The sequence below is a fragment of the Mycobacterium sp. GA-0227b genome, assembly GCF_001499855.1.
In the GTDB taxonomy this organism is placed as follows: Bacteria; Actinomycetota; Actinomycetes; order Mycobacteriales; family Mycobacteriaceae; genus Mycobacterium.
The window spans coordinates 70144-95175 of sequence record NZ_LQIK01000006.1 but is presented as its reverse complement, the minus strand read 5'-3'; the positions used below and the strand labels follow the sequence as shown (position 1 = coordinate 95175).

The 25032-nt window shown below is 68.5% G+C and carries 21 protein-coding genes and 1 riboswitch; of the genes, 12 read left to right on the top strand and 9 right to left on the bottom strand.

What is annotated here, in order from left to right; genetic code table 11:
- The first annotated feature begins 3 nt into the window (after nt 1-3).
- From secA2 to gcvP, 11 genes are all read left to right on the top strand, one after another.
- Entirely contained in the window at nt 4-2328 is a 2325-nt protein-coding gene (gene secA2, locus AU185_RS07270; protein WP_059098560.1) for an accessory Sec system translocase SecA2, read from the top strand.
- Nucleotides 2329-2337: 9 nt separating this feature from the next.
- Nucleotides 2338-2964, top strand: coding sequence for a CDP-alcohol phosphatidyltransferase family protein (locus AU185_RS07265; protein WP_059098559.1), 627 nt, complete (start codon nt 2338-2340; stop codon nt 2962-2964).
- Nucleotides 2965-2992: 28 nt separating this feature from the next.
- Nucleotides 2993-3907: a DUF881 domain-containing protein gene (locus AU185_RS07260; protein WP_059098558.1), complete on the top strand. Its 915-nt coding sequence runs from the start codon at nt 2993-2995 to the stop codon at nt 3905-3907.
- Nucleotides 3908-3929: 22 nt separating this feature from the next.
- Nucleotides 3930-4262 (top strand): small basic family protein, encoded by a 333-nt coding sequence (locus AU185_RS07255; protein ID WP_059098557.1) that lies wholly within the window; start codon nt 3930-3932, stop codon nt 4260-4262.
- A 3-nt stretch (nt 4263-4265) separates the two neighbouring features.
- A complete protein-coding gene (locus AU185_RS07250) occupies nt 4266-5078 on the top strand; it encodes a DUF881 domain-containing protein (RefSeq protein WP_059098556.1) in 813 nt (270 codons plus the stop codon).
- A gap of 45 nt (nt 5079-5123) precedes the next feature.
- The gene (gene gcvH / locus AU185_RS07245; protein ID WP_059098555.1) at nt 5124-5519 is read left to right on the top strand and encodes a glycine cleavage system protein GcvH; all 396 of its coding nucleotides are present in this window, start codon (nt 5124-5126) and stop codon (nt 5517-5519) included.
- Nucleotides 5520-5651: 132 nt separating this feature from the next.
- Complete coding sequence (garA, locus tag AU185_RS07240) at nt 5652-6131, top strand: glycogen accumulation regulator GarA (protein WP_059098554.1); 480 nt, start codon at nt 5652-5654, stop codon at nt 6129-6131.
- Nucleotides 6132-6866, top strand: a complete 735-nt coding sequence (ftsR, locus tag AU185_RS07235) for a transcriptional regulator FtsR (protein ID WP_059156953.1) — start codon at nt 6132-6134, stop codon at nt 6864-6866.
- Between the two features lie 60 nt (nt 6867-6926).
- Nucleotides 6927-7421 carry a bifunctional nuclease family protein gene (locus tag AU185_RS07230; RefSeq protein ID WP_059098552.1) on the top strand — a complete coding sequence of 165 codons (495 nt, stop codon included), beginning with the start codon at nt 6927-6929 and terminating at the stop codon, nt 7419-7421.
- Between the two features lie 301 nt (nt 7422-7722).
- Nucleotides 7723-8358: a MerR family transcriptional regulator gene (locus AU185_RS07225; protein WP_059098551.1), complete on the top strand. Its 636-nt coding sequence runs from the start codon at nt 7723-7725 to the stop codon at nt 8356-8358.
- 136 nt (nt 8359-8494) lie between these two features.
- Nucleotides 8495-8592, top strand: a riboswitch (glycine riboswitch).
- A gap of 184 nt (nt 8593-8776) precedes the next feature.
- Nucleotides 8777-11623, top strand: coding sequence for an aminomethyl-transferring glycine dehydrogenase (gcvP, locus tag AU185_RS07220; protein ID WP_231740257.1), 2847 nt, complete (start codon nt 8777-8779; stop codon nt 11621-11623).
- A gap of 78 nt (nt 11624-11701) precedes the next feature.
- On the opposite strand, the gene AU185_RS07215 is transcribed toward gcvP, so the two are convergent.
- From AU185_RS07215 to AU185_RS07175, 9 genes are all read right to left on the bottom strand, one after another.
- Complete coding sequence (locus tag AU185_RS07215; protein ID WP_059156952.1) at nt 11702-13783, bottom strand: substrate-binding domain-containing protein; 2082 nt, start codon at nt 13781-13783, stop codon at nt 11702-11704.
- A 36-nt stretch (nt 13784-13819) separates the two neighbouring features.
- A complete protein-coding gene (locus tag AU185_RS07210; RefSeq protein WP_059098660.1) occupies nt 13820-16033 on the bottom strand; it encodes a malate synthase G in 2214 nt (737 codons plus the stop codon).
- Nucleotides 16034-16081: 48 nt separating this feature from the next.
- Nucleotides 16082-16951, bottom strand: coding sequence for a 3-methyladenine DNA glycosylase (locus AU185_RS07205; RefSeq protein ID WP_172800156.1), 870 nt, complete (start codon nt 16949-16951; stop codon nt 16082-16084).
- On the bottom strand, nt 16944-17996 hold the full coding sequence (locus AU185_RS07200) for a hemolysin family protein (protein ID WP_059098658.1): 1053 nt from the start codon (nt 17994-17996) through the stop codon (nt 16944-16946). The genes AU185_RS07205 and AU185_RS07200 overlap by 8 nt, the downstream gene beginning before the upstream one ends.
- Entirely contained in the window at nt 17989-19377 is a 1389-nt protein-coding gene (locus AU185_RS07195) for a hemolysin family protein (RefSeq protein WP_059098548.1), read from the bottom strand. The genes AU185_RS07200 and AU185_RS07195 overlap by 8 nt, the downstream gene beginning before the upstream one ends.
- 201 nt (nt 19378-19578) lie before the next feature.
- Nucleotides 19579-21015 (bottom strand): GuaB1 family IMP dehydrogenase-related protein, encoded by a 1437-nt coding sequence (locus AU185_RS07190; protein ID WP_059098547.1) that lies wholly within the window; start codon nt 21013-21015, stop codon nt 19579-19581.
- 102 nt (nt 21016-21117) lie between these two features.
- Nucleotides 21118-22581, bottom strand: a complete 1464-nt coding sequence (gnd, locus tag AU185_RS07185; protein WP_059098546.1) for an NADP-dependent phosphogluconate dehydrogenase — start codon at nt 22579-22581, stop codon at nt 21118-21120.
- Nucleotides 22582-22627: 46 nt separating this feature from the next.
- Nucleotides 22628-23569, bottom strand: a complete 942-nt coding sequence (locus tag AU185_RS07180; protein ID WP_059098545.1) for a M56 family metallopeptidase — start codon at nt 23567-23569, stop codon at nt 22628-22630.
- 14 nt (nt 23570-23583) lie between these two features.
- The gene (locus tag AU185_RS07175; protein WP_059098544.1) at nt 23584-24000 is read right to left on the bottom strand and encodes a BlaI/MecI/CopY family transcriptional regulator; all 417 of its coding nucleotides are present in this window, start codon (nt 23998-24000) and stop codon (nt 23584-23586) included.
- 217 nt (nt 24001-24217) lie between these two features.
- On the opposite strand from AU185_RS07175, the gene AU185_RS07170 reads away from it, so the two are divergent.
- A complete protein-coding gene (locus tag AU185_RS07170; protein ID WP_059098543.1) occupies nt 24218-24991 on the top strand; it encodes a hypothetical protein in 774 nt (257 codons plus the stop codon).
- Nucleotides 24992-25032: the final 41 nt, after the last annotated feature.

Below are 25032 nucleotides of genomic sequence, written 5' to 3'. Positions count from 1 at the left end.
GGTGTGGTGAAGACGAAGACCCGCAATTCAGGTCGTGTCAGCAGCAGGTTCTGGCGGCTGCTCGGCGCCAGCACCGACCGCGACCAGGCCCAGTCGATGGCCCAGGTGCGCGGCTCGGCGGAGTTCGACGAGAAGGCCGCGGCGCTCGACGACGAACAACTGCGCAAGGCCGCCAAGTTGCTGATCCTCGACGACCTCGCCGAGTCCACCGACATTCCGCAGTTCCTGGCGGTCGCCAGGGAAGCCGCCGAACGGACGACCCAGCTCCGTCCTTTTGATGTGCAGCTCCTCGGCGCACTGCGAATGCTCGCCGGCGACGTGGTCGAGATGGCCACCGGTGAAGGTAAAACCCTGTCGGGCGCGATCGCGGCGGCCGGTTATGCGCTGGGCGGCCGGCGCGTGCACGTCATCACCATCAACGACTACCTGGCGCGTCGCGACGCCGAGTGGATGGGCCCGCTGCTGGAGGCGCTGGGCCTGACTGTCGGCTGGATCACCGAGAGCTCGACGGCCGACGAGCGCCGCGCGGCCTACAAATGCGACATCACCTACGCCTCGGTCAACGAGATCGGCTTCGATGTGCTGCGCGATCAGCTGGTCACCGACGTGGCCGACCTGGTCTCACCGAATCCCGACGTCGCGCTGATCGACGAGGCCGACTCGGTGCTCGTCGACGAAGCGCTGGTGCCGCTGGTCCTCGCGGGCACCAGCCACCGCGAGACCCCGAAGGTCGAAATCATCCGGATGGTCGGCGAACTCACGCCCGGCGTCGACTACGACACCGACACCGACAGCCGCAACGTGCATCTCACCGAGATCGGCGCGCAGAAGATGGAAGCCAAGCTCGGCGGCATCGACCTGTACTCCGAGGAGCACGTCGCCACCACACTCACCGAGATCAACGTGGCGCTGCACGCGCACGTGCTGCTGCAGCGCGACGTGCACTACATCGTCCGCGACGACGCCGTGCATCTGATCAACGCCTCCCGCGGCCGGATCGCCCAGCTGCAGCGCTGGCCAGACGGTCTGCAGGCCGCGGTCGAGGCGAAGGAGGGCATCGAGACGACCGAGACCGGTGAGGTGCTCGACACCATCACGGTCCAGGCGCTAGTCAACCGGTACCAGACGGTGTGCGGCATGACCGGCACCGCGCTGGCCGCAGGCGAGCAGCTGCGCCAGTTCTACAAGCTCGGCGTTTCGCCGATCGACCCCAACAAGCCGAACATCCGCCAGGACGAAACCGACCGCGTGTACGTCACCGCGGCGGCCAAGAACGACGCGATCGTCGAGCACATCAAGGAGATCCACGAGACCCGGCAACCGGTGCTCGTCGGCACCCGCGACGTGGCCGAGTCAGAAGAGCTGCACGAGAAGCTGGTGAAGGCGGGCGTTCCGGCGGTGGTGCTCAACGCCAAGAACGACGCCGAGGAGGCCGCGGTGATCGCCGAGGCCGGCAAGCTCGGCAGCATCACGGTGTCCACCCAGATGGCCGGCCGCGGCACAGATATCCGCCTCGGCGGCTCCGACGAGGCCGACCACGACGAGGTCGCCGAGCTCGGGGGGCTGCACGTCATCGGCACCGGCCGGCACCACACCGAGCGGCTCGACAACCAGCTACGCGGTCGCGCCGGGCGCCAGGGCGACCCCGGCTCGTCGGTGTTCTTCTCCAGTTGGGAAGACGACGTGGTGGTGGCGCATCTGGAACCGAACAAGCTTCCGATGGACAGCGACGACGACGGCCGCGTCGTGAGCCCTAAGGCGGCCACTCTGCTGGATCACGCGCAGCGCATCGCCGAAGGCCGGATGCTCGACATCCACGCCAACAACTGGCGCTACAACCAGCTGATCGCCCAGCAGCGCGCGATCATCGTCGAACGCCGAAACACGTTGCTGCGCACGCCGACCGCGCGCGAGGAGCTCGCCGATCTGTCGCCGAACCGCTACGAGGAGGTCGTCGAGCGGCTCGGCGAGGAGAAGCTGGAGAAGATCTGCCGGCTGATCATGCTGTACCACCTCGACCGAGGATGGGCCGACCACCTGGCGTATCTGGCCGACATCCGGGAGAGCATCCACCTGAGGGCGCTGGGCAACCAGACACCGATCGACGAGTTCCACCGGATGGCCGTCGACGCGTTCGCCTCGCTGGCCGCCGATGCGATCGAAGCGGCCCAGCAGACATTCGAGACCGCATCGTCGATCGAGGACGAGCCCGGGGTCGACCTTTCCAAACTGGCCCGCCCGACCTCGACGTGGACGTACATGGTGCACGACAACCCGCTCGCCGACGACTCGCTGTCGGCGCTGAGCCTGCCGGGCGTGTTCCGCTAGGTTGAGTCCATGACCGAGGCGCATGGCCAAGCGCCCTCGCCGCCGGACGAGGCGGGTCAGGCCCGCGACCGGGTGCTCACGGTGCCCAACGTGCTCAGCGTGCTGCGCCTGGTGTTGGTGCCGGTCTTCCTCTGGCTGCTGCTGGTCGTGCACGCCAACGCCTGGGCGGTGGCGGTGCTGATGTTCAGCGGGTTCTCCGACTGGGCCGACGGCAAGATCGCGCGGCTGGTCGACAACCAGTCGTCGCGGTTGGGGGAGTTGCTCGACCCGGCCGTCGACCGCATCTACATGCTCGTGGTCCCGATCGCCATGGCGATTCAGGGCTCGCTTCCGTGGTGGATCGTGCTCACGCTGATCGGCCGCGATGCCGTGCTGGCCACGACGCTGCCGTTGCTACGCAGCCGCGGCCTGACCGCGCTGCCGGTCACCTACGTCGGCAAGGCCGCCACGTTCGCGTTGATGTCCGGGCTGCCGCTGATCCTGTTGGGGCAGTGGGACGCGACCTGGAGCCGGGTGGTGCTGGCCATCGGCTGGGCCTTCCTGATCTGGGGCCTGGTGATGTACCTGTGGTCCGGTCTGCTGTACCTGATCCAGGTGGGCATGGTGGTGCGACAGCTGCCGAAGGTGACGCGATGAACGCGCGCGCGACGAGCCCGGACGCCCGATGACGCAGAGCTTCCGCAGAACGCTCGGCGGTTACGACCCGCAGGCGGGCCGCAACGCCCACGAGGCGGACCGACCGACGCTGATCCCGGTCCCGTCGCTGCTGCGGTCGTTGCTGACCGACCACCTCGACCCCGGGTATGCGGCGGCGGCCGAGGCCAAAGCCGCCGGTCGGGTGCGGCCCCGGTGGCAGACGTGGATCTGGCAAGTGGCCGGTGCGTTGCTGCTGGTGGTGGTGTTCGCGGTTGCGATGGCCCAGGCCCGCGCGACCGCCCCGGGCGTCCGCGAGACGCAGCAGGTGCTCGCGGGCAGCGTGCGGACGGCCGAAGCCGACACCGCGGCCATGACGGCCCGCAGGGACACGCTGGCCGCCGAAGTCGACGACGAACGGCGCAACCGCCTCGAAGGCGATGCACGCGGCCAGCAACTGCTGGAACGACTCGACGGGGCGAACTTCGCTGCGGCCGCCACACCCGTGATCGGCCCCGGCCTGACGATCACCATCACCGACCCGGGCGTATCCGCGGACCTCAGCGACGTGTCGAAGGAGCGGGTGCCGGGCAGCCGGCAGGTGATCCTGGACCGCGATCTTCAACTGGTCGTCAACTCGCTGTGGGTCAGCGGCGCCGAAGCGCTGTCGGTGGGCGGTGTGCGGATCGGACCCAATGTGACGGTCCGACAGGCGGGCGGCGGGATCCTGGTCGACAATCAACCGATCAGCAGCCCATACGTCGTCCTCGCGATCGGACCGCCACACGCGATGCAGGGCGTGTTCGACCGCAGCCCCGGCCTGCAACGACTTCGACTGTTGGAGGTCTCCTACGGCGTCGGAGTCAGCGTCAGCACCGGTGACGGGCTCGAACTGCCCGCCGCCTCCGTCCGAGAAATCAACTTCGCCAAGGAGATTGGGCCGTAGACACAGAGATGAAGTCAGACACATGATCGGAATCGCCGCACTGGTCGTCGGCATCGTGCTCGGGCTGGTCTTCCGCCCCGACGTTCCCGACTTCGTCCAGCCGTATCTGCCGATCGCGGTCGTCGCCGCGCTCGACGCCGTCTTCGGCGGGCTGCGAGCGTATCTGGAGCGCATCTTCGACTCGAAGGTGTTCGTGGTGTCGTTCGTGTTCAACGTATTGGTCGCTGCGCTGATCGTCTATGTCGGTGACCAGCTGGGCGTCGGCACCCAGCTGTCGACGGCGATCATCGTCGTGCTCGGGATCCGGATCTTCGGGAACGCAGCCGCGTTGCGGCGCAGGCTATTCGGCGCGTGACGCATGAGTGAGCACACCCCGCAGCACGAGCAGCCGGAGCAGCACGGCCGCCACGAGTTGCCGCCCGATGCGCCCGCACCCGACCTCGACGAGTTGCGAGGAGGGCGGGGCACCCGGTCACAGCTGATCTTTCGGGCGCTGGCGGTGCTGCTCTGTGTCGTGCTCGGCGTGGCGATCGTCACCCAGGTGCGGCAGAACGAATCCGGCGATGCGCTGGAAACCGCCCGGCCCGCCGACCTGTTGGTGCTGCTCGATTCGCTGCAGCAGCGGGAGGCCGCACTCAACACCGAGGTGAGCGACCTGCAGCGCACACTGACGCAGCTGCAGGCGTCCGGCAGCAGCGACCAGGCCGCGGTCGAGAACGCGCAGGCCCGGCTGGCCGCACTGTCCATCCTGATCGGCACCGTGGCCGCGACCGGGCCCGGCGTCACGCTGACCATCACCGACACCGCGCCCGGCGTCCCCGCCGAGACGCTGCTCGACGTGATCAACGAGCTCCGCAACGCCGGCGCCGAGGCCATGGAGATCCGCGGCGGGGGACCGGGTCAACAGACCTCGGTGCGCGTCGGCGTCGACACCTGGGTGGTCGGCGACCCCGGCGCCCTGGTGGTCGACAACTCGCCGATGAAGCCGCCGTATTCCGTTCTGGCCATTGGTGATCCACCCACCCTGGCCGCCGCGATGACCATTCCCGGCGGCGCCATGGACAGCGTCGAACGCGTCGGCGGGACCATGACGGTGCAACAGTCCGACCGGGTCGACGTGACCGCCTTGCGACAACCGAAACAGCGCCAATACGCTCAGCCAGTCAAATGAGGGTCAGTGGCCAACCACGCCGAACGCTGAAGAACGAGGAGCGCCGTGAGCGAAATCCCAGCCGACCTGCACTACACCGAGGAACACGAGTGGGTGCTGCGCACCGGCGACGACACCGTGCGGGTCGGGATAACCGACTATGCGCAGTCGGCGCTGGGGGACGTCGTGTTCGTCCAGCTGCCCGACGTCGGCGCCGAGGTGACGGCCGGCGAGTCGTTCGGCGAGGTGGAGTCCACCAAGTCGGTGTCGGACCTCTACGCTCCCGTCACCGCCAAAGTGGTTGCGGTGAACGGTGATCTGGAGGGGAACCCGCAGCTGGTCAACTCCGACCCCTACGGCGAAGGTTGGCTGGTCGAGTTGCAGACCGACGCCGGCGCATTGGAGGACGCGCTTCGCGGGCTCCTCGATGCCGACGGCTACCGCAGCACGGTGACTGAATGACGGGTTGTTAGGGTTCTGCACACCGGACGCCAACTAGGGGCCGATCCGGCGGTGGTGGGCACAATCACGTCCACTGCGCGGTACGGTCAAATCAGACGCGGTATCGCCACAGCAGCCAGTTAGGAGCAGCGGGTGACGGAAAACGACCGGAATTCTGGGACCGACCAGACGTCTGACGAAGTCACCGTGGAAACGACATCGGTCTTCCGCGCCGACTTCCTCAACGAACTGGACGCCCCGGCGACGGCGGGCACCGAGGGCGCCGTCTCGGGCGTCGAAGGTCTACCTGCCGGTTCGGCGCTGCTGGTCGTCAAGCGTGGGCCGAATGCGGGCTCCCGGTTCCTGCTCGACCAGCCCACCACGTCGGCCGGGCGGCATCCAGACAGCGACATCTTCCTCGACGACGTCACGGTGAGTCGTCGGCACGCCGAGTTCCGGCTCGAGGGCGGCGAGTTCCAGGTGGTCGACGTCGGCAGCCTCAACGGCACCTACGTCAACCGCGAACCCGTGGACTCCGCGGTACTCACCAACGGTGACGAGGTGCAGATCGGCAAGTTCCGCCTGGTGTTCCTGACCGGGCCCAAGAGCGACGACAGCGGTCCGGGCAGCTAAGTGAGCGCGCCCGACACTCCCGCGCTCACTGGGATGTCGATCGGAGCGGTCCTCGATCTGCTGCGACCGGACTTCCCGGACGTGACCATCTCCAAGATCCGGTTCCTGGAGGGCGAAGGCCTGGTCACCCCCGAGCGCACCGCGTCGGGTTATCGGCGGTTCACCGCCTACGACTGCGCGCGCCTGCGGTTCATCCTGACCGCCCAGCGTGACCAGTACCTGCCGTTGAAGGTGATTAAGGCGCAGCTCGACGCGCAGCCCGACGGCGAGCTACCCCAGAGCGGATCCGCCTACGGGGTGCCGCGTCTGGTGCCGGTAGCGGCCGACGGTGATGCCGGGGCGGTTTCGGCGGTGGCGCCGACGCAGGTGCGGCTGTCGCGGGAGGACCTGTTGGCCCGCTCGGGCGTCGACGATGAACTTCTGAGCGCGCTCGTGAAGGCCGGGATCATCACCACCGGACCCGGCGGATTTTTCGACGAGCATTCCGTGGTGATCGCGCAGTGTGCGCGGGCGCTGGCGGATTACGGTGTCGAGGCCCGGCATCTGCGGGCGTTCCGCTCGGCGGCCGACCGGCAGTCCGACCTGATCGCCCAAATCGCCGGACCGATCGTCAAGGCCAACAAGGCCGGCGCCCGCGACCGCGCCGACGACCTGGCGCGTGAGGTGGCGGCGCTGGCGATCACGTTGCACACATCCCTGATCAAGTCCGCGGTGCGCGACGTACTGGATCGCTGAGGATTAGACTCGAAGCGATGGCTAACAGGCTGGCTTCTTCGGCGCGGAGGGCAGACACAGATGGGTGAGGTTCGTGTGGTCGGCATTCGCGTGGAGCAGCCTCAGAACCAGCCGGTCCTGCTGCTGAGGGAGTCCAACGGCGACCGGTATCTGCCGATCTGGATCGGCCAGTCAGAGGCGGCCGCGATAGCGCTCGAACAGCAGGGAGTCGAGCCGGCCCGGCCGCTGACCCACGACCTGATCCGCGATGTCATTGCCGCGCTTGGTCATTCGCTCAAAGAGGTACGCATCGTCGACCTGCAGGAAGGCACCTTCTACGCCGACCTGATCTTCGACCGCGACATCAAGGTTTCGGCGCGGCCGTCGGACTCGGTGGCGATCGCGCTGCGGGTCGGGGTGCCGATCTACGTCGAGGAGGCGGTGCTCGCGGAGGCCGGCCTCATCATCCCCGACGAGAACGACGACGAGGCAGCGGGCGCGGTGCGCGAGGACGAGGTGGAGAAATTCAAGGAGTTTCTCGACAGCGTGTCGCCCGACGACTTCAAGGCGACCTAGCCGGACGACGATCACGCGGCGAGGCACGAGCCGCGTTGAGGAGTCTGGCCATCGGACCTAGCCGGACGACGATCACGCGGCGAGGCTTCCTGGGCTTTTAGTCACGGAAACGTCTCGTCGCTTCGACACGCGGCGCGCGTTTTCCCCATCTACGTTTGGGGCAGCCATACTTTGGTGGCCGGACCACTGATGGGCAGTCGAAGGCACGGCGCAAAGCGTATGCTCGACACACTCGGGCTTGGCAGGATGTGCGCCCACGCAGGTCACAGACGCGGGTTCGATCGGCGAGAGGAATCGAGAAGTGGGAGACACGCCACGTCAGGAGCAGCTGGATCTCACTGCTGCTAGCGGCCCCGCGGATTCGGAACTGACGGCACCTTCGGAATCGACATCAGAACCCGTGCAGGCGGGACTCTTCCCCGACGACTCCGTCCCCGACGAGCTGGTCGGCTATCGGGGGCCGAGCGCCTGCCAGATCGCGGGCATCACCTACCGGCAGCTGGACTACTGGGCGCGGACGTCGCTGGTCGTGCCGTCGATCCGCGGCGCGGCCGGCTCGGGCAGCCAGCGGCTGTACTCGTTCAAGGACATCCTGGTTCTCAAGATCGTCAAGCGGCTGCTCGACACCGGCATCTCGCTGCACAACATCCGCGTCGCCGTGGACCATCTGCGTCAGCGCGGGGTTCGCGATCTGGCCAACATCACGCTGTTCTCCGACGGCACCACGGTTTATGAGTGCACGTCGGCCGAAGAGGTGGTCGACCTGCTGCAGGGCGGCCAGGGTGTGTTCGGCATCGCGGTGTCGGGCGCCATGCGGGAGCTGACCGGCGCGATCGCCGATTTCCCGGGTGAACGGGCCGACGGCGGCGAGTCGATCGCGGCGCCCGAGGACGAGCTGGCCTCCCGCCGCAAGCACCGCGACCGCAAGATCGGCTGACCTTTCCTCTCGCGAACAGGCGCAAACTGCCCTGTTTCGCGGCTTGAAAGGGACAGTCTGCGTCTGTTCGGCGTACAGGTGAGTGTCCAGCTGGGCGTGTAGACGCGCACGGCTAGCGGTAGAATCGCCCGTGCATCGCCCTGGTGCGGGAGAGTTCCGTGACCGCCAGTCACGGACGCCGAAGGAGCAACACCTCTCCGTCAACCTCTCAGGCCCCCGGACCGCGTCAGGCCCCGATGCCTCTGGAAAGCGGTAAGCCCACAGCTATGGGGCGCTTACCCGCCCATGGGGAAAGGCGTTTCTCGCCGCCAGGAAGCGGCGGGCCGGGAAGCGCCGAATCTCTCAGGCGCCCGGTCCGGGTCGACGACAGAGGGAGAGGAACCCACACGGTTTCTCTATGCGACTGGAGCATCCCCCAGTGTTCGATCACCACCAGCACAACTTCGCCGACCGCCACATCGGCCCGGATGCCGATGCGGTCGCGACGATGCTGAAGACCATCGGTGTGGGTTCGCTCGACGAACTCGCCGACAAGGCGCTGCCGTCGGGCATCCTCGACACGCTGTCCGCCGACGGCCTTGCCCCCGGCCTCGACCACTTACCCGCGCCCGCCACCGAGGAGGAGGCGCTGGCCGAACTGCGCTCGCTGGCCACGCTGAACACGGTGGCCGTGTCGATGATCGGACAGGGTTATTTCGACACGCTGCTGCCGCCGGTGTTGCGCCGCAACATCCTTGAGAATCCCGCCTGGTACACGGCGTACACGCCGTATCAGCCGGAGATCAGCCAGGGCCGCCTGGAGGCGCTGCTGAACTTCCAGACCATGGTGACCGACCTGACCGGTCTCGAGGTCGCCAACGCCTCGATGCTCGACGAGGGCACCGCGGCCGCCGAGGCGATGACCCTGATGCACCGGGCCGTGCGTGGTCCGTCGCACCGCCTGGCCGTGGACGCTGACGTGTACCGGCAGACCGCCGCCGTGCTGGCCACCCGCGCCGAGCCGCTGGGCATCGAGCTCGTCAGCGCCGACCTCACACGTGGCCTGCCCGACGGAGACTTCTTCGGCGTCATCGTGCAGTTGCCCGGCGCCAGCGGATGCGTCAACGACTGGACCGCACTGATCGCACAGGCACACGAGCGGGGTGCTCTGGTCGCCGTCGGCGCCGACCTGCTGGCGCTGACGCTGCTCACCCCGCCCGGCGAAGTCGGCGCCGACGTCGCGTTCGGCAGCACCCAGAGGTTCGGCGTACCAATGGGATTCGGCGGACCGCACGCCGGTTACCTGGCCGTGCGCGCCAAACACGCCCGGCAACTGCCCGGCCGCCTGGTCGGGGTGTCCGTAGATGCGGATGGGTCGCCGGCCTACCGCTTGGCCCTACAGACCCGCGAACAGCACATCCGTCGCGACAAGGCGACCAGCAACATCTGCACCGCGCAGGTGCTGTTGGCCGTGATGGCGGCGATGTATGCCAGCTATCACGGCGCAGACGGCCTGACCGGGATCGCCACCCGCGTGCACGAGCGGGCGCGGGCCCTGGCCGCCGGCCTGTCAGCGGCCGGTGTCGACGTCGTGCATCGCGCGTTCTTCGACACGGTGCTGGCTCGAGTGCCCGGGCGGGCGGGTGCGGTGCGTGACGCCGCGAAGGCGCGCGGGATCAACGTCTGGCTGGTCGACGACGATCACGTGTCCGTGTCGTGCGACGAGGCCACCACCGAGGCCCATGTGGCGGCGGTGCTGGCCGCGTTCGGCGCGACACCGGTGGACTCGGCGTTCGACGGGCCACGCATTACGACGCGGACGTCGGAGTTCCTCACCCATGCGGCCTTCACGCGGTATCGCACCGAAACCGAGATGATGCGCTATCTGCGGTCGCTGGCCGACAAGGATATCGCGTTGGACCGCAGCATGATTCCGCTCGGATCGTGCACGATGAAGCTCAACGCGGCCGCGGAGATGGAGCCGATCACCTGGCCGGAGTTCGGCCGGCAGCACCCGTTCGCGCCGGCCTCCGACACCCCCGGGTTGCGCAAGCTGATCGCCGATCTGGAGAAGTGGCTGACCGACATCACCGGCTATGACGCGGTGTCGCTGCAGCCCAACGCCGGCTCGCAGGGCGAATACGCGGGTCTGCTGGCGATCCAGGCTTACCACGCCGAACGCGGCCAGCCGGACCGCGACGTCTGCCTGATCCCATCGAGTGCGCACGGCACCAACGCGGCATCGGCCGCGCTGGCGGGGATGCGGGTCGTGGTGGTGGCGTGCCGGACGAACGGGGACGTCGATCTCGACGACCTGCGGACGAAGGTCGCCGAGCATGCCGATCGGTTGTCGGCGTTGATGATCACCTACCCGTCCACCCACGGCGTCTACGAACACGACATCGCCGACATCTGTGCGGCCGTACACGACGTCGGCGGCCAGGTCTATGTCGACGGCGCCAACCTCAACGCGCTCGTCGGTCTGGCCCGGCCCGGTCGCTTCGGCGGCGACGTCAGCCACCTCAACCTGCACAAGACGTTCTGCATCCCGCACGGCGGCGGTGGACCCGGGGTGGGGCCCGTCGCGGTGCGCGAACACCTCGCGCGCTACCTGCCCGGTCATCCGCTGGCCGGCGAACTCGGGGGCAAGCACGCGGTGTCGGCGGCGCCGTACGGGTCGGCGTCGATCCTGCCGATCACGTGGGCCTACATCCGGATGATGGGGGCCGGTGGGCTGCGTGCGGCGTCGCTGACCGCGATCGCGTCGGCCAACTACGTCGCCCGCCGCCTCGATGAGTACTACCCGGTGCTCTACACCGGCGAGAACGGGATGGTCGCCCACGAGTGCATCCTGGACCTGCGCGCGATCACCAAGCAGACCGGAGTGACCGTCGACGATGTCGCGAAACGGTTGGCGGACTACGGTTTCCACGCTCCGACCATGAGCTTCCCGGTCGCGGGCACGCTGATGGTCGAGCCCACCGAGAGCGAAAGCTTGGCCGAGGTCGACGCGTTCTGCGAGGCGATGATCGCCATCCGCGCCGAGATCGACCAGGTCGGCTCGGGCGAGTGGCCCGTCGACGACAATCCGCTGCGTAATGCGCCGCACACCGCGGAGTCCCTGCTGGTGGCCCAGTGGGACCATCCCTACACCCGCGAGCAGGCCGCCTATCCGCTCGGCAAGAACTTCCGGCCGAAGGTGTGGCCGCCGGTGCGTCGCATCGATGGGGCGTACGGCGACCGCAACCTGATGTGCTCGTGCCCGCCGGTCGCCGCGTTCGCCTAGTTCCCCGTTCCGCCGACTGTGGGCTCAATGCATGCGTCGCCGCAGCAAGCGTGCGGGTAACACCCGTTCGGCGCCCGTTTAGCCCACGAAGTTGGCGATCGCCTCGGTGAGTTCGGGGCCCGCCGAACTCGTCAGATTCTGGTAGTTGCCGCCGCTGGCCTCGGCGACGGCCTGCCAGGTCTCGCGATCGGAGTCGGAGCCGAAGTCGATCACGTTGACGGCTACCGGCCGTGCCGGGTCGAACGCGCCGCGGATGTAGGCCTGCAGACCTTCGCCGTCCAGGCTCTGGTCGGTGTGCGGGCCCGTTGTGATCACCAGGATCGAGTTCTCTTGGCCCTGACGGTAATTCGCCATCGCCTCGGTGTAGACCAGGCGCAGCGTGGTGAACGACACCGCGCCGCCGCCCGATGCGGACTGCTCGTCCAGCGCCGAGGTGAGGGCCGCCGACCGCGGGGCACCGTTGACCTGGTCGGACAACGGTCCGGTGCTCACCTCGGAGCGCCCCTCGGTGCCGTCGAAGGTCCACAGGCCGACTGCCGCCGAGGGCGGCAGCGCCTGCAGCCGGGCTGTCAGCGCGGCGACCACGTTCTCGAGCCGGGACTGGCCGCCCTCGTCGGTGGGCATCGACTGGTCGAGCATGATCGTCACGGCCGGGTTCGCCGCCGGCGCAGTCAGCGCATTGGCAAGCGTCGCCCGCATCTCGTTGTCGCCGACCGACAACGGCGCCGGCAGCGGAGCGAAATCGATGACGTCGCTGTCCGGCGGGGTCGCGCCCTCGGCGCGGAAACCGGCTTTGGAGAGTTCGGCCAACTGCTCGGGTTTGCGCATGAACCGGGCGAATTCGCTGGCCGCGCTCTTCTGTTCCTGCGACAGCCCGTCGCCCTCCAGCAGCACCGTCGGAAAATCGGCGACGGCCGGTGGGCCGGGCGGCAGCCAGGAGGCAACTGTCTTGCCCGCGTCGGGCAACTGGGCGCTGCGCTGGTACAGCTGCTGTTCGGTGGTGATGACGGCGTGCACCGGCGCTGTGGCGGGATCAGCCGCGTTGAGCAGCGCGTCCATCGCGGTCGAGGCCTTCTTGTCCGCCAGCTTCGGCTGATTGGCCACCAGCGTGTTCACCGCTCGCGTGCCGTCGCTCGGCGGCGCACCGGCCGGTGCCGAGGCCGCCGCGACCGCCTCGGCGGCCAGATAAGACGCATCGCTGTCGCCGCTGAGCGGCAGCGACAGGCGAAGGGAACCCCAGCCGGGGAGGTTCAGCTGCTCGAGCGACGCCGGGCTGGCCTGCAGCCGCGGCAGCGTCGACCAGTTCTGTTGTGCGAGAGCGCCCTTGAGTTGCGGCCGCACGGCCAGCAGCACCGGCGAGGTGACCAGCGAGCGGCTGTCGATGATCGTCTGGGCGCCCGCGGAAGCCTCGAGCCGCGCGGCGGACACCGAGCTTCCGGGGATCCACAGGGCCGGCCGATCGCCGAGCTCGGCGGGCCAGGGTCCGATGAACCCGTTGACCACCTGGTCGGATTCGGCCGGTTTGACGCCGATCTTGACGCACCGGTCGGCGACCGGGGCAGCGGTTTCGTTGTAGCGGTCGGCCAGCGTCTGGATGTGCGCGGCGATGGCCGGGTCGGCGACCACCGCGACGGCCAGTTCGCCGTCCACGCAGCGCGCCGCGGCCTGGTCGCTGCGGTCGGACAGCGCGTCCCCGAAGAAACGCCACAGGATGACCGCGCCGACGGCGACGACGACGGCGACGAGCGCGGCGATGACACCGACGCTGACGCCGCGCCTGCCGGCGGTCACCGCGCGATGGCTGCCGGTCCATTCACCGCCCTCCCAGTCGCCGCTGTGCTGCGGGCCCGACCTGGGCCCAATGCCCGGCGGGGGAGCCGAGCCGCTGCCGCTCTGCGACTCGGGATACTCGGGTCCGTCGTAGTCCTCGTAGGCCTCGTAGCCTTCGTAGTCCGACTGGTCCGGGGAGTCGTCCCGGTAGTCGCCCGGGTATTCATCCGAGTGCTCGGGACGATCGTCGGGATAGCCGAACCCCCCGAAGTAGCCCGCACCGCGCTCGGGTTCGGTCCCGCCGAGCCGGTCGAATCGCTCGGTCCGGGACTCGTCGTGTCGGTCCTCACCTGCCGAATCTTCGGGATCCGGTTTGCTGTGCCTGCCCACTTCCGCCCTTACCCGCGACGTCGACCGGTCACCGGATCACGCACCGTCGCTTGCGGCCTTATATTCGCGCCGCCGGCGGTGCAGGATCGGTTCGGTGTAGCCATTCGGCTGCTCGGCGCCGGACAGGATCAACTCCTGCGCGGCCTGGAACGCGATGCTGTGGTCCGGATCCGTTGCCATCGGCTTGAATTCGGGATCCTGCTCGTTCTGTTTGTCGACGACGGCCGCCATCCGCTTGAGGCTCGCGACCACGTCGTCGGGCGTGATCACGCCGTGGCGCAGCCAGTTCGCCAGCAACTGGCTCGAAATCCGAAGTGTGGCACGGTCTTCCATCAGTGCAACATTGTGGATGTCGGGCACCTTCGAGCAGCCGACGCCGGCGTCGATCCAGCGCACCACGTAGCCGAGTATCGACTGGCAGTTGTTGTCGACCTCCTCGCGGATCTCCTCGGGCGCCCAGGCCAGCTCCTTGGCCAGCGGCACGGTCAGCAGCTGGTCGATGCTGGTGCGCTTCTTGCCCTCGAGCTCCTTGTGCACCGCGTAGACGTCGACTTCGTGGTAGTGCATGGCGTGCAGGGTGGCCGCGGTCGGCGAGGGGACCCACGCGGTGGTGGCCCCGGCCTTGGGCTGGCCGATCTTCTGTTCGACCATGTCGGCCATCAGGTCGGTCATCGCCCACATGCCCTTGCCGATCTGGGCCTTGCCGGAGAAGCCGGTCGCAAGCCCGAGGTCGACGTTCTGATCCTCGTAGGCCTGGATCCACTGGGTGCTCTTCATCGCGCCCTTGCGGATCATCGGACCCGCCTCCATCGAGGTGTGGATCTCGTCGCCGGTGCGGTCGAGGAAACCGGTGTTGATGAAGACCACCCGGTCCGCGGCCGCCTTGATGCACGCCTTGAGGTTGACCGTGGTGCGGCGCTCCTCGTCCATGATGCCGATCTTGAGCGTGTTGGCCGGCAGTCCGAGCACGTCCTCGACGCGGCTGAACAGTTCGACGGTGTAGGCCACCTCGTCCGGGCCGTGCATTTTCGGCTTGACGATGTACACCGAGCCGGTCCGGCTGTTGACCAGCGGCCCGTTATCGTCGCCGGACTTGAGGCCGTGCATCGCGATCAAGCTGGTGAACAGCGCGTCCTGGATGCCTTCGAACACCTCTCGGTATTGCTCGCCGTCGGCGCCGTTCACCGTCATGAGGATCGCGTCGTTGGTCATCAGGTGGCCGACGTTGCGCACGAACAGCAGGCTTCGACCGGGCAGCGTCAACTCGCCGCCATCCGGGGTGGTGTAGGTGCGGTCTTCGTTGAGCTTACGGGTGAACGTCTCACCGCCTTTGCTCACCTCTTCGGTGAGATCGCCGCGGTTGAGCCCGAGCCAGTTGCGGTAGCCGAGCACCTTGTCGTCGGCGTCGACCGCGGCCACCGAGTCCTCGAAGTCCATGATCGTGGTGACCGCCGACTCCAGCACCACGTCCTTGATGCCTGCGGCGTCGGTGGAGCCGACGGGGGACTGCGGGTCGACGAGAACCTCGATGTGCAAGCCGTTGTTGCGCAACAGGACCGACCATTGCGGGGAGCCGAGCTCGCCGGTGTAGCCGACGAACTGCTCGGGCGTTGCGAGTCCGACCGAGTTTCCGTCGCCCAGATCGACGAGCAGCTGACCGTCGTCGATCTTCAGTCCGGTGGCCTCACTCCAAGAGCCGGACGCCAGCGGCACGGCACCGTCGAGGAACCGGCGGGCATAGGCGATGACCTTGTCGCCGCGAACCTTGTTGTAGCTGCCGCCCTTCTCGGCGCCGTCGTCCTCGGGGATCACGTCGGTGCCGTAGAGCGCGTCGTAGAGCGAGCCCCACCGAGCGTTCGCGGCGTTCAGCGCGAAGCGGGCGTTGAGGATCGGCACCACCAACTGAGGACCGGCAGTCGTGGTGATCTCGTCGTCGACGCCCGCGGTGGTGACGGTGAAGTCGTCGGGCTCGGGCAGCAGGTACCCGATCTCGGTGAGGAACGCCTTGTACGCCTCGGGGTCGAGCGGCTCGATCACCCGCTGCCGGTGCCACTTGTCGATCCGGGCCTGCAGCTCGTCTCGCCGGGCGAGCAGCTCGTCGTTCTTCGGCGTCAGGTCGGCGACGACCTTGTCCACCCCGGACCAGAAGGTGTCGGGGTCGATATCGGTGCCCGGCAGCGCCTCGTTGTTGACGAAGTCGTACAACACCTGGGCCACGCGCAGGTTCCCAACCGTCACGCGATCGGTCATCATTCCTCCCTCAAGCTGTCGAACCAGCTTACCCACCGGTAACTGGCGCTATCCGCCAGCCGCGGTCGTCAGTAGCCGGTCACACCGATCGGCAAGCGCGGCCCGCAGCGGCGCGGCCCGCTCAGCAACCGTCTGCTGGAGCCGAACGTATTCGGCTCGACCCGCCGGTGTCTCGATCGCGATCGGCTCGAATCCGTAGTCGCGGAGATCATAGGGGCTGGCCCGCATGTCGAGTGCGCGAGCATCGGCCGCCAGGTCCAGACAGTCCATCACGAACTCCGACGCCACCAGTGGCCCAAGCTTGACCGCCCACTTGAAGAGATCCATCGCCGCGTGGAGGCAGCCCGGCTGTTCGCTGGCGGTCTGGCCCGCCCGGGTGAGCTGCTCGGTGTTGCGCCGGGTGGCCGGCCCGGTGAAGAACCGGAACGCGTCAAAGTGGGTGCACCGCAACGGCATCGACTCGACGACCGCGTCGGTGCCCGCGGCGCCGAGCCGCAGCGGCACCCGGTCGTGACGCACCGTCGGCGCGCGGTAGACCATCGCCCACTCGTGCAGGCCGAAGCAGTTCAGCCGTGCCGGACGCGCCTCCGTCGCACACAGCAGACGGCCGATGAACCGGACGGTGTCCAGCCGCGCCAGCAGGTAGTCGCGGGCCACCGTCACCGCGGCGCCGTCCGGCCGGTATCCGGTGCGGCGCAGGTATCGCTGCGCGGCCGCACCGGCCAGCGCGATCCCGAACCCGGGATGCCAGGTCCGCAACCGCCCAGGCCGCAGGCTGTAGTAGGTGAACAGGAAATCCCAGACCGGATGCGTGTCGTCGGACCGGTGGGTGCGCAGGAAGTCGTCGACGCGCCGACGGTGACGGCGCTCGCGGTCCGTCCACTCGGCCTCGCACAGCACCCGGGCGACGTCAGACACGGTGTGTCCCGTCTCGCACGGTGCCCACCAGATCCTCGACGAGGTCTTCGAGCGCGACCATCGCCTCCACGCTGCCGTCGGGCGCGGTGACCAGTGCCAGGTGGCTGTTGGTGCGCCGCAAGCGCGACAACGCGTCGGGCAGCGGCAGCGACGCCGGCACCAGCGGCAGCGGGCGCACCATGGCAAAGTCCAGCACCGCGTCAGGGTCGTTGACGAACGCCAGCACGTCCTTGATATGCAGGTAACCGAGGTAGGCGCCGGACGCGTCGGTGATCGGAAAACGCGAGTAGCCGGTTTCGGCCAGTGCCTGCTCGACCGCGCTGACCGTCGGCCCCGCGCCGTCGCGCGCCACCGACACCGTCCTGATGTCGCGCAGCGGGAAGGCCACGTCCTTGACGGCACGATCACGGATCTGCAGCGCGCGGGTGAGCCTGCCGTGCTCCTCCGGGTCGAGCAGGCCCTCGGACAGCGACTCGGCGATCATCTCGGACAGTTCGACGGTCGAGACCGTGACGTCGAGTTCGTCCTTCGGCTCGACGCGGAATGCGCGCAGGGTGGCGTTGGCGCACCAGTTGTAGAACGCGATCAGCGGTCGAGCCAGGCGAATCCACACCAGATAGGTCGGGATCAACAGCATCGCCGCCGACTCGGGCCCGGCGATCGCGATGTTCTTCGGCACCATCTCGCCCAGCAAGACGTGCAGCACGACCACGATCGTCAGTGCGACGACGAAGGAGACGGTGTGCAGCACCGCATCGGAGACACCGACGGCGTCGAACGGCTTTTCCAGCAGGTGAGCGACGGCGGGTTCGCCGACCCGGCCGAGCAGGATGGAGCAGATCGTGATGCCCAGTTGCGCGCCGGCGAGCATCAGCGACAGACGCTCGCCCGCGCGGATCACGGTGACCGCGCTCTTCTTGCCTTGTTCGGCCAGCGCCTCGAGCCGATCGCGGCGCGCGGAGATCAACGCGAACTCCGAGGCGACGAAGAACGCGTTGACGGCGAGCAGCAGCACGGTCAGCAGCACACCGAGGAAGTCACCCATCGGCGCGGCTCCCATCGCCCCGTCCGGTACCGGATCCGTCGCCGCGCCGCCCCAGTTCGGTCAGCTCCAGCACATCGATGCGGCGCCCGTCCATCCGCACCACGGTCGCGAGCCAGCGGTTCGGATTCTCGATCGGGCCGTCGGGATCGAACGCGTCGAGTTCCACCGACTCGCCTTCTTCGGGGATGTGACCCAGCTTCTCGAGCACCAGGCCGCCGATCGTCTCGTAGTCCCCGTCGGGGGCGCGAAACGTGGTCGCGCCGGCGACCTCGTCGATGCGCAGCAGGCCCGATATCTGCCAGCCGCGCCCGGCGGGCACCACATCCGGCGCTTCGTCGTCGTGTTCGTCGCGGACGTCGCCGACGATCTCTTCGATGAGGTCCTCGACGGTCACCATGCCCGCGGTGCCGCCGTATTCGTCGACCACCAGCGCGGTCTGCAGCCCGTTGGCGCGGATCTGTGTCATCACCGCATCACCGTCCAGCGTCGACGGCACCCTCGCGACCGGAAGCGCCAGGGTGGCCAGCCGGGTGCTGTCGCGTTTGCCGGTCGGCACCTCGAAGACCTGCTTGACGTGTGCGATGCCGATCGTCTCGTCGAGGTCGCCCCGGATGATCGGGAAACGGGAGTATCCGGTCCTGATCGCCGCGGTCACCAGATCGGCGACCGTGTCGTCGGCGTCGAGGGCCTCGATCTTCTGCCGCGGCGTCATGAGTTCCTCGGCGGAGCGGTCGCCGAACCGCAGCGAGCGGTCCACCAGCACGGCGGTGATGGGGTCCAGCGCGCCGCTGCGCGCGGAGCTGCGCACCAGCGACACCAGTTCCTGTGGGGAGCGGGCCGAGCGCAGCTCCTCGGCCGGCTCGATGCCCAGCCGGCGCAGGATCATGTTGGCGGTCCCGTTGGTCAGCCGGATCAGCGGGGTGAACAGCGCCGAGAACAGCAGCTGTGGCGCGGCCGACCAGCGCGCCGTCGGCACCGGCCGCGCGACCGCGAGGTTTTTCGGCACCAGCTCACCGAAGACCATCGACAGTGACGTGGCGATCACGATGGCCAGCACGAGGGCCAACCCGCCCGCGAACCGTTCCGGCATCCCGACGGCGTCCAGGCCGGGGCGGATCAGCCTGGCTACCACGGGTTCGGCCAGGAACCCGGTCGCGAGCGTCGTGATCGAGATGCCGACCTGCGCTCCGGACAGCTGGAACGACAGCGTGCGGTGCGCCCGCCGGACCATCTGGTCGCGGCGGTGCCCGCTGCGCGCGTTGGCTTCGACGGTGCTGCGCTCGAGCGCGGTCAGCGAGAACTCAGCGGCGACGAAGACCGCGGTGCCCGCGGTCAGCAGCGCGAACGCCAACAGCGACAGCAGCGACGTGGCGACCGTCATCGGATCCTCCCCGTAGGGGTGCCGGGCCTGCTGCCCGGCCGCCTAGAGGAGGGCTCGGCGTCGGGGGGCTCGCGGTCGGGCCGCAAGGCCGGGAAGGCCCCCTCTGAAACCCGGGCCTCGACGGGTGCCTGCGGCACGGGATCCCTTTCGCGTAGATGACTGAGGAAAACCATGGTAACGGCTGAGGACGCGGGTGCGGGATCACCAGCCCGTGGGCAGCGGATGCCCTTCAGCAAAGCCGGCCGCCGACTGCACCCCGAGCACCACCTTCTCGTGAAGGTCGGCGAGATTCGCGGCGCCGACGTAGGTGCAGGTGCTGCGCACGCCCGAGGTGATGTGGTCGAGCAGGTCCTCCACGCCTCCGCGGGATGGGTCAAGACCCATCCGCGACGTCGAGATGCCCTCCTCGAACAGCGCCTTGCGGGCCCGGTCGAACGCGCCGTCACCGGCGGTGCGGGCGGCCACCGCCCGTTTGGACGCCATGCCGTAGCTCTCCTTGTACGGCTGGTCCTCACGGTCGCGCAACAGGTCGCCGGGTGACTCGTACGTGCCCGCGAACCACGAGCCGATCATCACGTTGGACGCGCCGGCGGCCAGCGCCAACGCCACGTCGCGTGGATGCCGGATACCGCCGTCAGCCCACACGTGAGCGCCCAGTTGCGTTGCCGCGGCGGCACATTCGGCAACCGCCGAGAACTGGGGGCGGCCGACACCGGTCATCATGCGCGTCGTGCACATCGCGCCCGGGCCGACGCCGACCTTCACGATCCCCGCTCCGGCGGCGATCAGGTCCCTGGCGCCCTCGGCGGACACCACGTTGCCCGCCGCGAGCGGCAACCCGAGATCCAACGTCGACACCGTCTCGATCGCCTCGAGCATCTTCAGTTGGTGCCCGTGCGCGGTGTCGATCACCAACAGGTCCACCCCGACCTCGGCCAGGCTGCGTGCCTTGGCGCCGACGTCGCCGTTGATGCCGACCGCGGCCGCGATTCGTAACCGCCCCCTGTCGTCCACCGCGGGTGTGTAGATGCCCGCCCGGATCGCACCGGTGCGGGTGAGAACACCGGCCAGCGTTCCGTCGGACTCGGTCAGCACAGCGACGTCGACGGTCGCGTGTTCGAGCAGATCGAAGACCTTGCGCGGCTCGGTGCCGACCGGCGCGGTGACGAAGTCGGAGACGGCGACGTCGCGAACCCGGGTGAAGCGGTCGACGCCTTCGCAGTTGGCCTCGGTGACCAGGCCGATCGGCCTGCCCTCGAACACCACGACCGCGGCGCCGTGCGCGCGCTTGTGGATCAGCGCGGTCGCGTCCGACACCGAGTCGTCGGGGCCGAGCACGACCGGGGTGTCGACCACGAGGTCGCGGCTCTTGACGAAGTCGACGGTCTCCTGAACCGCGGAGATCGGCAAGTCCTGCGGCAGCACGACGAGGCCACCGCGGCGGGCGACCGTCTCGGCCATCCGGCGCCCGGCGACGGCGGTCATGTTCGCGACCACCACCGGGATCGTGGTGCCCGAGCCGTCGGAGGTCGACAGGTCGACGTCCATCCGCGACTGGACATCGGAGCGTCCGGGGACGATGAAGACGTCGTCGTAGGTCAGGTCGTAAGGCGGGTTGTGCCCGTCGAGGAAGCGCATCGCCTACGAGTCTAGTTGGCCGATTTCCCTGCGCGAGCAGACGCAAAATGCCCCGAAAAACCGCGAAAATGCGGCAATTTGCGACTGCTCGGCCGGGAAAATCTAGGCCTCGACCTCGCTGCGGTCCCCGCTCCAGAGGGTGTGGAAGCGCTTGGTGCGCTCGGCGTCGATGCGGCCGTAGGTGTGCGCGCCGAAGTAGTCGCGCAACCCCTGGGTGAGTGCGGCGGGCAGCCGCTCCTGACGCAGACCGTCGTAGTAGGACAGCGCCGACGAGAAACCGGGAATCGGGATGCCGAGTTCGGTGGCGGTGACGACGACGCGGCGCCAGCCGTCGATTGCCGCCTCGATAGCGCTGCGGAAGTACGGCGCCACGATCAGCGTCGGCAGGTCGGGGTCCTCGTCGAACGCGTCCTTGATCCGGTTGAGGAACTTGGCGCGGATGATGCAGCCGCCGCGCCAGATGGTGGCCAGGTCGCCGGGGGTGATGTTCCAGTCGTACTCCGCGCTGCCCGCCTGAATCTGGTTGAAGCCCTGCGCGTAGGCGATGATCTTCGACGCGTACAGCGCCTGACGCACGTTCTCGGTGAATTTCGCTGCGTCAGTCGGCTTTTGGCCCAGACCGCCGGAGGCCAGTCCAGTGGTGGCCTCGCGCTGGGCTACCGATCCGGACAGGGCGCGCGCGAACACCGCCTCAGCGATACCGGTCACCGGAACGCCGAGATCGAGCGCCGACTTCACCGTCCAGCGGCCGGTGCCCTTCTGCTCGGCCTCGTCGAGGATGAGGTCGACGAGCGGCTTGCCGGTCTTGGCGTCGGTCTGGCGCAGCACCTTCGCGGTGATCTCCACCAGGAAGCTGTCCAGATCGCCGGTGTTCCACTCATCGAAGACGTCGGCGATCTCACCGGCCGTCTTGCCGAGGCCGTCGCGCAGCAGTTGGTAGGCCTCGCCGATGAGCTGCATGTCGGAGTACTCGATGCCGTTGTGCACCATCTTCACGAAGTGGCCGGCGCCGTCGGGCCCGATGTGCGTGCAGCACGGCACGCCGTCGACGTGCGCGGAGATCTCCTCGAGCAGCGGGCCCAGCGACGTGTAGGACTCGGCCGGGCCGCCGGGCATGATCGACGGCCCGTTCAGGGCACCCTCCTCGCCGCCGGAGATGCCGGCCCCGACGAAGTGCAGCCCACGCTCGCGCATCGCCTTCTCCCGGCGGATCGTGTCGGTGTAGAGCGCATTGCCACCGTCGATGATGATGTCGCCTTCGTCCATCGCGTCGGCGAGCTCGGTGATGACCGCATCGGTCGGGTCGCCGGCCTTGACCATGATCAGCACCCGACGCGGCTTCTCCAGCGCGTCCAGAAATTCCGCGATGGTCTCGCTGCGCACGAACTTGCCCTCGGAGCCGTGTTGTTCGAGCAACGCGTCGGTCTTGGCGACCGAGCGGTTGTGCAGCGCGACGGTGTATCCGTGCCGGGCGAAGTTGCGCGCGATGTTCGATCCCATGACGGCAAGGCCGGTGACCCCGATCTGAGCGGTACCGGTGGTCGAAGCGGAATCGTCAGAGCTCATTCGGGCAGCCTTTCGTTGTTTTGTTGTGGTGAACGCTTCGTCGGGCCTAAGCGGCGAACAACCGTTGCAGTTCGGTGAGCCACGGCAGGACCACGGCGATGGTGGGCACCACCAGCACCGCGGCCGCGGCCGAGTACGCGCACGCGGCCAGCGCCAGACTGTTGGGTGCCCCGCCGAGGCGGTGCAACCGCAGCACCGTGGTCGGCCCGCCCGCGGCCAGCGCACCCGACGGCGTGCGGCCGGCCGCGCACGCGACCAGGGCCCGGGCCAGGGGAGTGGGACCGGCGGTGCGCACTGCCGCGTCGTCGGCCAGCATCTCGATCAGCAGCCGCACCGCATCCAGCGCACTTGCGCTGCGGACGAAACGCGGAAACGCCGCGCGTACCGCGGTGAACATCTCGAGCACCAGATCATGCCGGGCCCGCAAATGCGCGCGTTCGTGGGACAGGATCGCGGCAATCTCCTTGTCCGCCAACGTGGTCAACGTACCTTCGCTGACGACGACGCGGCTGCGTACGCCCGGCAGGCAGTAGGCCAGCGGCTGGTTCACGTCGAGGATGCGCAACCCATCCCCGGCTACCGCGTGGGCCCATTTCTGCGACTTACCCACCAGGTCCACCACCATCCGGTGGTGAGCGCGCCGGCGCCGTGTCGCGATCGCGACCTGCAGTACCGAGGCGATCAAGCGGGCACCGATGACCAGTGTCAGCGCGAAAACCACCACGTAGGCGATCCAGACCGGCCAGCCCAGAACCGCTATTTCGCTGGTGAGCGTCGTGGTCGGTCTCCCGTCGCGACCCGGCGCGAACAGGCGGCTCGCGATCGCGATGCCGGCCGAGAAAGCCGACAGCACGGCCGCCAGAGCGATCGCCTGCCACAGCACGATGGCCGCCCGGGGTGCGCGGTAGGGCCAGGATGCGCGGGCCAGCACTGCTGGCACCGGTCCGGAGAGGACCAGCGCCATGACGGTGAAGGCCAGCGCGGACACGCTGTCAGTCTCCCTCAGCCGGTGCCCGGATTGCCAGCGGGCGGCGCGACGCCGTCCTCGCTCTCCAATTCGGCCAGCGCGCGACGCAACGCGGCGGCTTCGTCGGCGCCGACCCGCTCGACGAAGTGCACAAGTGCCGCCTCCCGGCTGCCCGAATCGGCGGCCTGGTCGAGCGCGTCGACCATCAGGCCGGCGACGAGTTCGTCGCGGCCGTGAGTCGGCGCGTAGCGATGGGCCCGGTCATCGCGGTGTTGCACGACGAGGTTCTTCTTCGCCAGCCGTTGCAACACGGTCATGATCGTGGTGTAGGCCAAGTCGCGATGGGCGGAGAGCGCCTCGTGAACTTGGCGCACGGTTTGGGGCTCGCGGGTGGACCACAGGTGATCCATCACTGCGCGTTCCAGTTCCCCTAGACGCGTCAACTTCGCCATGGTCAGTTCTTCTCCTAGAGGCCGTGGATCCAGCTTACTACTGGTTACTACCGTGTGTCGTATTCCGCACGGTGGACGGCCGGCAGGTTTCGCCAAACTCCACTCCGGCCGTGGTCACCGCCCGTTCTTCCGGCGGTGTGAAAGCAGTCACAGGGTCTAGCCGTCCTAGCGCGCCTAGCTATAGTAAGGCTTACCTAACTCGATATCGGGAGGCCCCATGACGGTTCTGGTCGACGATCCACTCATCGCGAGCATGGCGATCCGCAGGACGCTGCCGCTGCATGAGTCGAGTCGACGGCTGCGCGAGCTCTACCCCGAGTGTCCGCGGGTGTACGGCGTCGCGGTGATGGGCGATTTGTCGCGGCGGCGATGGTGGCCACTGGCCGAGGCGCTGACCACCGACCGGTTGCAGGTCATGTTCGACCTGGCGGCCGAGGAGACCGACAGCCGCGCGGCGGTGGCCCATCAGTTGGCGGCGACGCTCGCCCACGTCGTCGTCGGACGCGTCGTGCCGCTTCTGGTGCTCGAAGGGCGCGCATGGGACACCGGCCTGGAGAACCTGTGGGTGCACGTGGACTCCGAGGGAGCGATCGACTGGGTCGGCGTCGTCGACCCGACAGTGCGGGCGCTGCAAGACGATCCGTGCTTCGGGCACGGGTCGGCCCGCGGGTGCTCGACGCGCGACGGCATCGTGGCGTTGCCCAGCGAGGCCGCGTTGACGACGTGGGTGGCGCACCGCAGTCACCGCGCGCTCGCGCCGCTGTTCGCCAAGCTGAGCGAGATCAGCGCGGGCGCGATGTCGGTCGCGGCGATGTGGCATGTCGTGGGGGGAGCGGTCGTCGGCGCGGCGACCCAGGTGCCGCTGCTCGCCGGGTCGAGCGAGTGGACGAGCATGCGGCGCGGCCAGGCGGTGCTCGACGCGCTCGTGGGATTCGGCCTGCCCGTGCGGGGCACCTCCCGGGCCACCGCAGGGAAGGTCTTGCTTAATTAGGGCAGCCTTGCCTATGCTCATGGCAGAGATCGAGCAAGGAT